The organism is Microcoleus sp. PH2017_08_TRC_O_A (assembly GCF_020738665.1).
Lineage (GTDB): Bacteria > Cyanobacteriota > Cyanobacteriia > Cyanobacteriales > Microcoleaceae > Microcoleus.
Map to the genome: position 1 here is coordinate 1 of NZ_JAEQCE010000107.1, position 13,621 is coordinate 13,621.

The 13,621-nt window shown below is 46.7% G+C and carries 12 protein-coding genes; 7 read left to right on the top strand and 5 right to left on the bottom strand.

Features of this window, described 5'->3' with window-relative positions:
- Positions 1-197: 197 nt before the first annotated feature.
- From JGK22_RS28485 to JGK22_RS28500, 4 genes are all read left to right on the top strand, one after another.
- Positions 198-452, top strand: a complete 255-nt coding sequence (locus JGK22_RS28485; protein ID WP_293185768.1) for a hypothetical protein — start codon at positions 198-200, stop codon at positions 450-452.
- A 41-nt stretch (positions 453-493) separates the two neighbouring features.
- The gene (locus tag JGK22_RS28490; RefSeq protein ID WP_293185769.1) at positions 494-1,675 is read left to right on the top strand and encodes an MltA domain-containing protein; all 1,182 of its coding nucleotides are present in this window, start codon (positions 494-496) and stop codon (positions 1,673-1,675) included.
- 298 nt (positions 1,676-1,973) lie between these two features.
- On the top strand, positions 1,974-2,492 hold the full coding sequence (locus JGK22_RS28495) for a hypothetical protein (protein ID WP_293185770.1): 519 nt from the start codon (positions 1,974-1,976) through the stop codon (positions 2,490-2,492).
- A gap of 146 nt (positions 2,493-2,638) precedes the next feature.
- Positions 2,639-3,541 carry an ROK family protein gene (locus JGK22_RS28500; protein WP_293185771.1) on the top strand — a complete coding sequence of 301 codons (903 nt, stop codon included), beginning with the start codon at positions 2,639-2,641 and terminating at the stop codon, positions 3,539-3,541.
- Between the two features lie 121 nt (positions 3,542-3,662).
- On the opposite strand, the gene JGK22_RS28505 is transcribed toward JGK22_RS28500, so the two are convergent.
- From JGK22_RS28505 to JGK22_RS28515, 3 genes are all read right to left on the bottom strand, one after another.
- On the bottom strand, positions 3,663-4,088 hold the full coding sequence (locus JGK22_RS28505) for a hypothetical protein (protein WP_293185772.1): 426 nt from the start codon (positions 4,086-4,088) through the stop codon (positions 3,663-3,665).
- Between the two features lie 503 nt (positions 4,089-4,591).
- Positions 4,592-6,250 carry a CTP synthase gene (locus JGK22_RS28510; protein WP_293185774.1) on the bottom strand — a complete coding sequence of 553 codons (1,659 nt, stop codon included), beginning with the start codon at positions 6,248-6,250 and terminating at the stop codon, positions 4,592-4,594.
- Between the two features lie 244 nt (positions 6,251-6,494).
- Positions 6,495-7,511: an Rpn family recombination-promoting nuclease/putative transposase gene (locus tag JGK22_RS28515; protein WP_293314257.1), complete on the bottom strand. Its 1,017-nt coding sequence runs from the start codon at positions 7,509-7,511 to the stop codon at positions 6,495-6,497.
- A 280-nt stretch (positions 7,512-7,791) separates the two neighbouring features.
- On the opposite strand from JGK22_RS28515, the gene JGK22_RS28520 reads away from it, so the two are divergent.
- The 3 genes from JGK22_RS28520 to cutA all read left to right on the top strand — a co-directional run bounded on the left by JGK22_RS28520 (position 7,792) and on the right by cutA (position 12,128).
- Positions 7,792-10,431 carry a VIT domain-containing protein gene (locus JGK22_RS28520; protein WP_293314259.1) on the top strand — a complete coding sequence of 880 codons (2,640 nt, stop codon included), beginning with the start codon at positions 7,792-7,794 and terminating at the stop codon, positions 10,429-10,431.
- A gap of 253 nt (positions 10,432-10,684) precedes the next feature.
- Positions 10,685-11,584 carry a pentapeptide repeat-containing protein gene (locus JGK22_RS28525; RefSeq protein ID WP_293208823.1) on the top strand — a complete coding sequence of 300 codons (900 nt, stop codon included), beginning with the start codon at positions 10,685-10,687 and terminating at the stop codon, positions 11,582-11,584.
- Positions 11,585-11,807: 223 nt separating this feature from the next.
- Positions 11,808-12,128: a divalent-cation tolerance protein CutA gene (gene cutA / locus JGK22_RS28530; protein ID WP_293185780.1), complete on the top strand. Its 321-nt coding sequence runs from the start codon at positions 11,808-11,810 to the stop codon at positions 12,126-12,128.
- Between the two features lie 461 nt (positions 12,129-12,589).
- Here the strand turns inward: cutA and JGK22_RS28535 are convergent, their stop codons facing one another.
- Both JGK22_RS28535 and JGK22_RS28540 read right to left on the bottom strand, forming a co-directional pair.
- The gene (locus JGK22_RS28535) at positions 12,590-13,126 is read right to left on the bottom strand and encodes a DUF2231 domain-containing protein (protein ID WP_293155175.1); all 537 of its coding nucleotides are present in this window, start codon (positions 13,124-13,126) and stop codon (positions 12,590-12,592) included.
- 48 nt (positions 13,127-13,174) lie between these two features.
- Positions 13,175-13,453, bottom strand: coding sequence for a hypothetical protein (locus tag JGK22_RS28540; RefSeq protein ID WP_293185782.1), 279 nt, complete (start codon positions 13,451-13,453; stop codon positions 13,175-13,177).
- Positions 13,454-13,621 lie beyond the last annotated feature (168 nt).

The window sequence follows — 13,621 nt, forward strand, 5'->3', positions numbered from 1 at the left end:
AATCCCAAATGCCTTTGGCAATGGGATAGAGAGCTGCGTAGTTCAGCCAAGGCGGGTCAATCCGCTCGAAGTGAAAGCGAAAGGGGAGGGACTGGAAGCATCCCATGTCATGTAATAGGTGACTATACTTTTACCAGCTATCAGGTAAAATGTGAAATCGTTCCAAAAGCTTAAAATCAAAAATCTACAATACACATATGCCTAGAACACCCAGCGAATATTCCGTGCACCTGCTGCTTGATGGCGGCCACCGCGAAGAAATCCGTTTTGCAACTCTGCCGGATTTTCAACAGTGGTATAAAACCCTGGTTCCCAAACAAGATTCGTCAGAATTTGTCAATGTTCCGATCAAAAATATTCAAGGAGAATACATGGTAGTTCGCCCTTCCAGTATTCTCGCAATTCGCGTAGAACCGCTGTTTAGTTCTAGTCTCGAACGATACGATGAATAATCGACTAGGAAAGTTATCAATTGATTAGGGAAATTTAGAAGTTGAGCAAGATTTTTCGTTATCAGCTATTGGCGATCGCCTGTTGTGTTTTAGCGATCGCATTTTCTGTTCCCGCGATCGCAATTCCGGCGCTGCAACAAATTAGTGTAAGTCAATTACAACCGAGTGAGTTGGAGTCGATCGCCTTTGACGCTCAAATCTGGGGCGAAAATGGCAAGCCGGGGGATAAACAATTGCTGTTAAAGTCGATCGACTACAGCCTCGGTTATCTTAACTCCCAAGCTGCTGCTAGTGCTTACAGTCGCTATCGAGTCTCAGGTATTACGCGCGATCGAGTTCGGCGATCGCTCGATCGATTCCGCCAATTAGTTGTCAGTTCTACAACTCCAACACAACTCCAGGAATCTGTCAAGCGGGAGTTTGTGTTTTATAAGTCGATCGGCAAAGACAACAAAGGAACAGTAGCATTTACAGGTTATTTCGAGCCGACTTACCAAGCCTCTCGCACCCCTAATTCCGAATACCGTTATCCCCTGTACAAGGCACCGCCAAACCTCGGTTCTTGGCGCAAACCTCACCCAACTAGATTGGAATTGGAAGGTGCGGATGCTTTGCAGGGAAGCAAAGGATTGTTGCGGGGATTGGAATTAGTCTGGTTGCGCGATCGCTTCCAAGCATTTCTCGTCCACGTCCAAGGTTCGGCGAAGTTGCAGTTAGCAGACGGCGGCGTGATGACAGTGGGTTTCGCGGGGAAAACCAGTCAGAGTTATACAGGTGTCGGGCGAGAATTAGTTAAGGACGGCAAGTTTACTTTAGAACAGCTAACATTGCCGAAACTCAACGAATATTTTAGCAAGTTTCCGGCAGATATGGACAAGTATTTGCCGAAGAATCAAAGCTTTGTCTTCTTTCAGGATACTAAAGGTGCACCTGCTACCGGCAGCATTGGAGTGCCCGTAACTGCCGAAAGGTCGATCGCCACCGACAAAGTGCTAATGCCTCCCGGCGCCCTAGCATTAATTAGCACGAAACTGCCCTATCCCAATGCGGCGGGGAAACTCGAACAAAATGCCGTTAATCGGTTTGTTTTGGATCAAGATACGGGCGGTGCAATTAAAGGCGCGGGGAGAGTTGACGTATTTATGGGCACGGGGAACCTGGCGGGCGATCGGGCGGGTTATATCAACTCGACTGGAGAACTGTATTATCCGCTATTAAAGTAGAAAGCGAGTGGCCAGAAACCGGGTTTTTACGAAAAATATTCGCCATCATCGATAGATTAGGAAAAAACCCGGTTTCTTTGATTTTCACGAGTGGCCAGAAACCGGGTTTTTACGAAAAATATTCGCCATCATCGATAGATCAGGAAAAAACCCGGTTCGAGTGGCCAGAAACCGGGTTTTTACGAAAAATATTCGCCATCATCGATAGATCAGGAAAAAACCCGGTTTCTTTGATTTTCATGAGTACCCAGCAAACCAGACTAAAATAGAAACAACCCCACCCATCCCAACCCGAAAAATGCTAAACAAAATTTGGCAATTCCTCAAACAACTAATCCAGCGCTTATTGGGGAAAACACCTCCACCACCTGCGCCGCCGCCACCCCGCCCCACCCTAACTGACGCGGAATACGAGTCGAAATTCATGGAAATCCTGGAAGGGGTGAATGTCGGCTGGAGTCGAGGGGATGTAGCGGGTTTCTTAATCGCCAAACGCCTGAGAGATAGTGAATTGGCGGCTTGGTTGCGACGGTTTGGGACTGGATTGTTTGAGGGCGAATATGATGACACAGCCCCTACAGATGCGGTGGCTTCGCTTCAGGAATTGGCGCGCAGGCTGGAATTGTTGGGTAGAATTCGCAGCGGGGAATTGTCGGAGGTGGCGGGGGATATTGGGCGGGAGATTTTGACGCGATTTCCGCTGCCGGTGGTTGAGGATGATGCTGGTGGGTATGGGAATGTGATTGAGGCGGTGTTTGTTGGGGATGGTTTGGGTGTTTCTGGGGATGGGAATCGCAGGGATGCGGAGGGTGCGTAGGATTTATATAGCAGGCTAAGAATTTAATAGACTCAGAGCGATCGGCATGATATTCTTAGCAATTAAGCGCCGCATCCGTCGCTAATTTTCACACACTCAAATAAGACGAAAGAGGACTGAAGTCCTCACTACAAACTTAAATCGTAATGGCACAAGTAATCGGCATTGACTTAGGCGGCACCGCAATTAAACTCGGCAGATTTAGCGCAGACGGCGTTTGTCACCAATCCTTAACAGTCCCAACTCCTCAACCCGCTACTCCAGAAGCCGTTTTAGCCGCCATCGCAGATGCTATTTTACAACTGAATCCACAAGAAAATGCTGTATGTGCGATCGGCATTGGCACACCAGGCCCAGCAGACGCAGCAGGCAGAATAGCCCGAGTCGCAATCAACCTCAAAAACTGGCACAACGTCCCCCTAGCTGACTGGTTGGAAGCCAAAACCGGATTGCCGACAATATTAGCAAATGATGCCAATTGTGCCGGATTGGGAGAAGCTTGGTTAGGGGCAGGAAAGCACTTTAAAAACCTGATTTTACTGACATTAGGAACAGGAGTCGGCGGTGCAGTTATCCTAGATGGCAAACTATTTTCAGGCCATCTAGGTGCAGCCGGAGAATTAGGATTAATTTCGATTAATCCCGACGGCCCAGAGTGTAATAGTGGCAATCACGGTTCTTTAGAACAGTACATTTCCGTGCTAGCAATTCGTCGCGATACTGGCTTGGAACCGCTAGAATTAGCCAATTTAGCTAAGTCTGGAGATGCTAAAGCTTTAGAATTTTGGAGAAATTATGGTCGCTATCTCGGTATCGGCTTAGCAAGTCTAATTTATATTTTAACACCAGAAGCTATTATTATCGGTGGCGGAATTAGTGCAGGTGCCGAGTTTTTCTTGCCAGCAGTTCAAACGGAAATTGAGCGGCGCGTGCTGCCGAGTTCTCGGGAAGGTTTGCAGTTATTGGTTGCTGAATTGGGCAATCAAGCAGGTATGGTAGGCGCTGCAAAATTAGCTTGGCAAATCGCTCTTATGACAGTTGACAGTTGACAGTTGACAGTTGACAGTTAGTTGTAGGGGCAGTGCCCCCGTGCCTGCCCTCTTAGCTGACAGTTGACCAATGACTAATGACTAATGACTGATGACCAATGACTAACGACTAATAACTTCTTCATGGCAGAGAGTGCCCAGTTATATTTTTAATATATTCCTGAATTTTTAGATAAGTGTCCGAGTTGCCTTCGCGCATGATAATAATATTAGTAGCGCTGTCAGGCAGGTAAAAGCTGATTAAGCGACCGTTCTGTTCGCTAGCAAAAGAGCTAATTCGACTCAGATCGATCGCAAATTCTTTGCGCTCGTAATTAATTTTAATCCAGGAACCTTTAGAATTGCGATCGACCGTTTTTTTGATGTATTCGAGAATTTGCTTGTAAGCCTCATAATTCCCTTGGGGATTGAGAATAATCGGCAGACTGCTATTCGGCAGCCAAAATGTAATACGCTTGTTATCCGGTTCGCTAGAAAAAGCACTAATAGTGTCAAGGTCAATTATGTATGTATTTTTCTCATAAGTAATTTTGCTCCAGTAAGCCACAACACAAAACCTCCTCAAACCTGCGTTTCCTGGTATTTTAGGATAGTTTGACAACTCATACAATTTTAGATTTTAGATTTTAGATTTTAGATTTTAGAATTGGGAATGACAGATGACTATCGGGGTTTGGATCTTACCTACAGTTGCATTCTTTTGTAAAACTGGTATCACCCTGGAAATCTTAGCTAAAAAGTTAAGTAAAAATTATCAGCATTTTTACCTTCTGCCTTTTGCCTCCCGAAGGCTACACTGGCAGACAAGTCTGCCTTCAGCCTTAGGATATTAGCCGCCCAGCCCTATACGGCGGGCTGGGGGTAAGGTTTTTCAGTAGTTGAGAATGCTCCCCGATATCCTGTCTGGTAAATGCAACCCGAATCAAATCCTATTGTTGGGTTGGGCGGGTTTTCTACAGATATTGTCTGCCCGATTTGAATATTGCGTGCTCTGGCCCGCCCTACAGACATCCAATATATCAAAACTAATCGATCGCAGATAAGATGAGATCAGGCTCCTGCAAGTTTCCCTGCTACTAAGTCGCGGGCCTCAGCTTCTAAAACATCCTGCTTTCCCTGAGAGCTCGCTGCCTGGATAAACCCCTGAAACAAAGGGTGAGGGGAACTAGGCCTAGATTGGAATTCGGGGTGAAATTGACTGGCGATGAAAAAGGGATGGTTGGGCAATTCGATCATTTCTACGAGTCGGCCGTCGGGAGATGTGCCGGATACTACATAGCCTGATTCTAAGAAAAGATTGCGGTAGGCATTGTTGAACTCGTATCGGTGGCGATGCCGCTCGTAAATCACTTCTTTTTGATACAGTTTGAAAGCGAGGGTGTCCGGGTTTACACGGCACGGATACAAACCCAGTCGCATCGTACCGCCCAAATCGATTACATCTTGCTGTTCTGGCAATAAATTAATTACTGCATTTGCTGTATCCGGGTTGAATTCAGCGCTGTTGGCATCCTGTAGTTGGGCGGTGTTGCGCGCCCATTCGATCACAGCACACTGCATCCCCAAACACAATCCCAAAAATGGTATTTTATGGTGTTTGGCATATTGAATCGCAGCTATTTTGCCGTCAACTCCCCGAATCCCAAAACCTCCGGGCACAACAATGCCGTTGATATCTTGGAGATAGTTTTCGATGTTTCCCGATTCTAAATCTTCTGAGTTGATCCAGTGCAAATTTAGGTCGCAGCCGATCGAGATTGCCGCGTGCCGCAAAGCTTCCACCACCGAAAGATAAGCATCGTTCAACCGCACGTATTTGCCAACCAAAGCAATCTCAATCTTGTGGCTGGGGCTATACAGCCGTTTGACTAAGGTTTGCCACTGAGTCAAATCGGGTGGCCGCTGTTCGAGTTGCAGCAAATTGATGGTTTGTTCCGCCAAACCTTCCTGTTCCATCATCAGCGGTACTTCGTAGATACTTTTGGCATCTTGAGCTGTGATGACGCATTCTTCGGGTACGTTGCAGAATTCCGACAATTTTTGTTTGAGGCCCAGAGGTAAAGGTCGATCGCACCTACAGACTAAAATATCTGGTTGAATGCCGATCGACCGCAACTCCTTAACCGAGTGCTGAGTCGGTTTAGTCTTCATCTCTCCAGCCGACGGAATCCAAGGTATCAGCGTCACGTGCATATACACAACATTTTGCCGTCCGACAGCCTTGCGAAACTGGCGAATTGCTTCCAAAAACGGTAAAGATTCAATATCTCCCACGGTGCCGCCGATTTCCGTAATCACCACGTCAGGATTAGTATTTTTTGCTACCCGAAAAATACGCTCTTTAATCTCGTTAGTGATGTGGGGAATCACCTGCACCGTGCTCCCTTGATACTCGCCGCGGCGTTCTTTATTGATCACCGCTTGATAAATGGCACCCGTGGTGACACTGTTCAGGCGAGACATGGAAGTATCGGTAAAACGCTCGTAGTGCCCCAAATCCAGGTCAGTTTCCGCACCGTCTTCGGTGACGAATACTTCTCCGTGCTGAAACGGGCTGAGAGTACCAGGGTCAACGTTAATATAGGGGTCTAGCTTCAAAATCGAGACTGAGTAGTCCCTGGACTTCAATAGGCGACCGAGGGAAGAAGCGACAATTCCCTTGCCGATACTGGAAACCACGCCGCCGGTCACAAACACAAATTTGGTCATAGATTTTCGACTTTAGATCTTTCTAGTTAAGAAGGTAACACTCAAATCTAAGAGCTAAAATCCAAAATTGTCCAGCAGGGTTTGAGCCTTTCTCAACTACGGGTGCGGATACGACGAGTCGCCCATTAGCTGAATCGGGCGGTTGGCATGGGTTTGGAGTGCGATCGCCCATTTCCCAACTGTTGATTGTTCCTGAGTTCGCTTTTAGAGGAGACAAAAGGCGAACCAGAAACCAAGGCTTCTTTTACCTCGATCGAGAATATGTCTGCAAGCGATCGGTCAAATCTGGCACACTAGCCAACTCAAAAATGGATTTCCCTAAATTTTCTAATTGCTCAGCGGATAACTGACTGATGCGAGTTTGGATCTCCGGCGACAGCGGGCCGACACGGCGCTCCAACAGCGACACAATTAATTGCAACTGTCCTCGTTTGATACCTTGTTCGATACCTTGTTCGATACCTTGTTCGATACCTTGTTCGATACCTTGTTCGATACCTTGTTCAATACCTTGTTCGATACCTTGTCTGATGCCTTGTTCGATGCCGATTCTGGTCGCTTTGGTAATTGCACCGCGCTGGTCTTGAATGAAAATTTCTCGCCTTTCTAAATCTTCCAATTCATCAGGATCGAGATTTGCTTCATTGGCAATTCCAAAAGCTTTGCGGAGTTCCGGTACATTCCCCAACTCTTCCGGGACAGACCTTAACGTCCGAGCCGTTTTCATGAAATATATCCACTTGTCAGTCAGTGTCTCTAATTCTTCTAATGTTTTGTTAAATTTTGGTAATTCAACAAAAACAAATTCTAACTCTTCGGCTAAATAATCGATTCGATTGTTTTTCTCTTTGATACAAAACCGCGAAATTACTGTTTCGAGATGCTCAAACATTTGGAAATCGGTAATTGTCAGGGCAATTACTGGATTCAATAAATCATAGTTTTCTCCACTTTTTAATTGAACTGAGTAAGCTTTAGTAGCATTATACAGAATCCGCTTTTCAAAGGATTCTACGTTCAATACCTGCATTTCAATTATCACTGTTTTGCTGCCACCAATTTTAGCTTTGACATCCAAATAAGTATTCTTTACTCCTTTGATTTTGGGAGCCAAATAAGGGTCAAGGATTTCCAAGTCTTCGATGACGGGATTTGATTCGTATAGAATGGCATTTAAGAAGCTAATCAAAATGTCTTTGCTGTCAGCAGAGCCGAAGATTTTCTTAAAGGCAAAGTCAGTTTTGGGATTAATGAAACTCATGGTATTTTATTTTTACTAGAGACTGAGAGGTTGAGGTTACAGTTATTTAAGTATCTAACTATTATACAATCTTTTAGGTTGGGTTCGCCCTGTGATCGCCCGAAACAACCTCAATACCGATGCCAGTCCCAGTCTGCCCCTGTGGAGTCAATTATAAAATCTTTAATCTAAAATCTCAAATCCCGTTCAGTCATTTTTCCCAAACAGCTAACCCAGGAACGTTTCGCCAATGGTAAAGTCATGGTAGGTAGAGCACCTCAAGTCTGATAAAAAAATTGCTATGAAGTTTGTCTGCGTTCTATCCCGTCAACGGTTGCTTTCTGGTGGTATCGCATTGATCGCAGCGATCCTCTTCGAGGGCTTCGCTAACGAGTGCGGAGCTATTCTCGCTCCCCATGCGGCGCGGGCAAACACTCCTGGGCAAAATCATTCGTCTCTGTCGCCGAAAATCCTCGCTAGTAACGATGTTAGTTGTAAGGGCGCGCGATCGCCAGAAACTCGCTGTCGTGTCGGCGGTTTGTTCGTCAAAACTCAAAATACGTCTACAGAACAAGTCTTTACTCTCAAGCACACTGAAGTTACAGCTAAAATTGCCGGCAATATCTCCCGCGTCGAAGTTGTTCAAAAATTTGAAAATCCTTTTCCCGAATCTTTAGAAGCTGTTTATGTATTTCCCCTCCCCGATGAAGCGGCGGTGGACGATATGGAAATTAAAATCGGCGATCGCATTATTAAAGCTAATATCAAACGCCGCGATGAAGCTTTGGAAATATACCAAAAAGCTAGAGAGCAAGGTAGGACTGCGGGTTTGTTGGAACAAGAACGCGATAATATTTTTACTCAGTCTCTCGCTAATATCAAACCGGGAGAAAAGATTGAAGTGACGATTCGCTACACCGAGAGTCTCAAATTTGCCGGTGGCGATTACGAATTTGTGTTTCCGACAGTGGTAGGCCCGCGCTATATTTCGGGAAATCTGACCCCCCCCAACCCCCCCTTAGCAAGGGTGGGCAATAGTTCTGAGTCTCCAGGGGCCAGAGATGGCAACAACACTCTATCCCCCCCCTTAGCAAGGGGGGGCGATGCTCTATCCCCCTCCTTAGCAAGGGGGGGGCAGGGGGGGGTTAATACCGATGCCGATCGCATAAACTCGCCTCTCTTGCCTCCGGGTACGCGATCTGGTCGCGATATCGCTATTTCCGTAGAAATCGATGCCGGAGTTGCGATCGGCGATGTCCGCTCTACTTCCCATCAAATTACAACAGAACGCAGCGGCAATCTTGTGCGCGTCCAACTAGCGAATTATGACACAATTCCCAATAAAGATTTAATTCTCCGCTATCGAGTATCAGGCGAAAATACTCGTGCCACAGTCTTGAGCCAAGCCGACCAACGGGGCGGTCATTTTGCGACTTATTTGATTCCGGCATTAAACTACAAAACTAATGAAATTGTACCGAAAGATGTCGTGTTTCTGATGGATACTTCCGGTTCTCAACAGGGCGAACCGCTAGCAAAATCTAAGGAGTTGATGCGCCGCTTCATTCAAGGACTCAATCCCAAGGATACTTTTACGATTATTGATTTTGCCAACACGGCGCAAGCGCTATCCGCTACTCCTTTAGCGAATACTGCCCAAAATCGACAAAGCGCAATTAATTATATCGATCGGTTGCAAGCTAACGGCGGCACAGAACTGCTCAACGGCATTCAAGCCGTGATGAAGTTTCCGGCTGCACCAACCGAAAGGCTGCGGAGTATTGTACTAATTACTGACGGTTATATTGGCAATGAAAAAGAAGTTTTGGCTCTGGTGCAGCAGAGTATAAAACCGGGCAATCGACTTTACAGTTTTGGTGTCGGCAGTTCGGTGAATCGGTTTTTGCTCAACCGTTTAGCCCAAGTTGGTAGAGGCACGTCTCAAGTAATTCGTCAAGATGAACCTTCGGCGGAAGCTGCTGAAAAGTTTTTCCGTCAAATTAACAGTCCGGTATTGACTAATATTGAAATTAGTTGGGAAGGAATGGGCGAAAAACCGGAGATTTATCCGATCGCGCCCCCAGACTTATTTACCAGTCAGCCGCTGGTGTTGTTTGGCAAAAAGAGCGATCGAACTAACGGCCAACTCCGCATCCGCGGCACTCAAGCGGGCGGCAAAGCTTACGAGCAAATTTTACCTGTTAATTTTGCTCAATCTGGAGGGAGACAACGGGAGTCAACTTCAGCCGCAGCAATTGTTACAGATTTTGGCAATCCGGCGGTAGCTCAACTTTGGGGGCGATCGCGCATTAAAGATTTAATGAATCAAATGTTTGGTGGCGAGACTCCTTCTTTGGTGGAAGCTGTGACTAATACAGCTTTGGCTTATCGCTTGCTGTCGGAATACACGGCTTTTGTGGCTGTGAGCGAAGAAGTGCGAGTCGAACCTGATGGTGCTCGGCGCCGCGTGCAAGTGCCGGTGGAATTGCCGCAGGGTGTCAGCTATGAAGGTATTGTCCAGGCCGACGAGCGCGAGCAAACTAGAGGTGGCACTCGCAGCGCCAGCTCGACTCGCGGTGTTTCACCGCCAGCCCCAGCTCCTCTCCCGCGACAAGCTCCTGACAGCCAACGATCGCGCCAGCAGCAGATTGCTGCTCGCTTGCAAGTAGTCAGCGCTCCCGGATTGGATGCTGGAGCGATCGCATCTCTGAATCAATACCTGCGATCTGTTAATCTCCCAGCGGCGGTTAGCGGTGAGACGGTGTGGGATTTATCCATACAAGACGGCCGTGTTGCGAAAGTGGCCATCGACACTCAAACCTCGACGCTGCAAGCAACAGACGCCCTTGAGAGTATCAAGGCAGCCTTGAATTCCTGGCAACCTCCCGCAGGATTCAAGGGCACGCTGAGGCTGAAATTGCGGATTAATGCCGATCGTTAAGGAATGACTATCTATGTCACGAAATATTAACTTTTAAGTCAAAACTACCGAAAGGGCGATCGCCACCGAGAGAACAATATAAAATCTTTATTAAGAGATCGCGTTTGAACAGAAAGTGATGCTAACAGAAGTTATACAGTTTGATGCCAACGCTGAAACAGTCTAATTTTTGTAACAGTATAATTTCTGAAACAACCCTAAGAGTAAAGATTTCTCGATCGAACCCCCCCAATCAGAGAAGGTATCACGCCCTATGGAAATTAGCGAACTGCTCACCAATTACGAAAAAGGACAAAGAGACTTTGCTGGAGCCGATCTGAGCGGGGCAAACCTCAGCGGAGCAATCTTAATCGGAGTCAACCTTTCGCGCGCTAATCTTTCAGGAGCGAACCTCAGCAGAGCGTTTCTCACCAAAGCAACCCTCAAAGGCGCACTGATGCAAAGAACAAATCTGAGTTTTGCCAAAATGGGCGAAACCAAACTCTCAGGCGCAGATTTGACAAAAGCTAATTTGAGCGGAGCTTTTTTGGTCAAAGCAAAAATGCCCAGGGTAAAGTTAAGCGGCGCAACTTTAACCGGCGCCAACCTGCGGAGTGCTGTGTTGTGGAATGCCAATTTGTGCAGCGCCGACTTGCAATTAGTTAACTTGCTGGGCGCGAACCTCACCGGAGCTAATTTTAAATGGGCAAACCTTTACGGTGCCAAGCTCAACAGTGCAAAACTTTTTGGTGCTCAATTAACTGGAGTCAGCCTGCGGCGAGCGCAGTTGACAGGCGTGAATCTCTGTGGTGCAGATTTGAGCGGAGTCAACGTCAGCGAAGCTAAATTGATGGGAGCTAATTTGGAAGGCTCGAATTTGGCGGGAGCGAATTTCAGCGCGGCTCAGTTGCGGGGAGTGAAGTTGGCGGGAGCAAACTTAACCGGCGCTAAGTTTAGGGGAAGTTGTTTGAAAGGGGCAAATTTGAATTGGGCAAAGCTGTGTCAAGCAGATTTGATGGCGGCCGATTTGAGCGAGGCGACGTTAATAGGAGCTAATTTAGATAATGCTTTGTTGGCGGGAGCTATTTTGCCGGAATCTACTAGGCGCTACTTTTCCTTAGCTGGGGCGTGCAAAGTCAATTCTTGGGAAGTTACGGAAGTTAAGAATGGGTGATTGTTCAGTTGACAGTTGACAGTTGACAGTTGACAGTTGACAGATGAAGGCGACCTCTACCTCTAAGGAAGAGGATTGGGGTAATGAATTATCTTCTTTTATCTTTTAATTTATCCTGATCGGGGAGAGGCTTTAAACCATTTTTTTATGGTAATTTGTAATTTGTAATCGGTAATTTGTAATTTGTAATATCAAATCTGTTAACATCTGATCTAAAATCCTTATGAGTGTTAATTTTGGGGTGGTGCTGGTAACTGCTGAATCGGAGGCGGAGGCGGAAAATATCGCTAAATCTCTAGTTGAACACAGGCTGGCTGCTTGTGTAAGTTTGTCTCCGATTCGCTCTATTTATACTTGGCAAGGCGAGATTCATTCGGAATCGGAGTGGCAGTTGGTGATTAAAACAGATTTGGCTAAATTTGAGGCTTTAAAAATAAAAGTTCAGGAACTCCATTCCTATGAAGTTCCCGAAATTATTGCGATTCCCATTATTGCTGCCAGTGAGGCTTATCTCGATTGGATTGCACAATCTTTAGGTTCGTAGCGAGGACGAAGACTCCTAATTTATCCACGCATCAAGACGGACTGAAGTCCGCACTACAAACGAAAAAATAAAGGTTCGTAGTCAGGACTTTAGTCGTTGATTATCCACGCATCAAGACGGACTGAAGTCCGCACTACAAACGAAAAAACAAAGGTTCGTAGTGAGGACTTTAGTCCTGCATTATCCACGCAGCACAAAAACGGACTGAAGGGGAGCATCTCATTTTTGCAAAAAGCATTTTTTTTACAGTGCGAGCGTCCCCTTTTTTTACAGTGCGAGCGTCCCCTTTTTTTACAGTGCGAGCGTCCCCTTTTTTTACAGTGCGAGCGTCCCCTTTTTTTACAGTGCGAGCGTCCCCGCTCGCGTGCTTTGTATAGCACGCGAGCGGGGACGCTCGCACTACAAATGCAAAACTGAAATGCTCCCGACTGAAGTCCTTACTACAAACGATCGCAAACCTACTAATTTTGACTGCTAGGGCCAATGACGCCGACTTTGTGGCGAAAACTTAGTTCGCCGCCGAACCAGCCTGTAACGCCCAGCAAACTTGCAACGACGATCGACAAAGCTAAACCTGTAAAGACGATCGGCTCAGCCGGATTTCCTTGTCGCAACACCAGGTTAATCAGCGAAAGTACCATAGCCGCCACATTGCCGCCCATGTGCAACCAGCCAGCACTGCGATCGCGCACTCTTTTAATTCTTGCAAAATCTAAAAAGCCCGTGATTGCGGCCAAAATCCCCGCAGCAAAACCTGCACCAATTAGCCAAACCGAAGCTCTTGCCCAAAACGGATCGCTTGTCAGCCAATAACCGATATCCGTGCCCGCGGCCCCGACTAAAAAGGCTACCGGAAAAGTGACGATTACGGGGTGAAGGGGATGGCCTGCAACTGAAACTGTACTGGTAATGCCGGCATCGCGATACTCTCTGTCGTCACTTTCTAGAATCGGTGGAACATTCGGAAAGGGCGTACTATTTCTTTGATTTGTTTCCATGATTTCTACCGATAAATTTTGTACAAACCAGTTTTTATTGGATTGAACTTAATCCCAAATGCGATCGCCATTTTCGTCAACACGCGCCTGCCGAATTACGTCAGAAATTTCCTCAGCGTCTTTGACGTGGTGCAAAGCTTTCTTTTCCCCGTCCGGTTCATCTACGATGAAATAAGTGGGAACTGTAACTGTATCTCCCGTGATGTCTGGCACGTGGTCAACTGCTAATTGCTGAGCTTTTTCTTCGATGCTTTGCGGTTCGTCGGAAATGCGATCGCCCGGATTGACAGTGCGGCGCATATCTTTGCCCGGTTTGTCGATACTCATAAAACCTCTCTGGTGTTTCTAATTTTTTGCTGCTTCTAATTGCTACTATTGAACGAAAAATCTCCGGTTGCGAGCATCTCCCAAGGGGTGGAAGTTTCTGTTAGGGCGATCGCACCTCAGCTCTTTCTGTAGGTAGATCATTTTTTCAACTAGGGAAACGGCAATGCG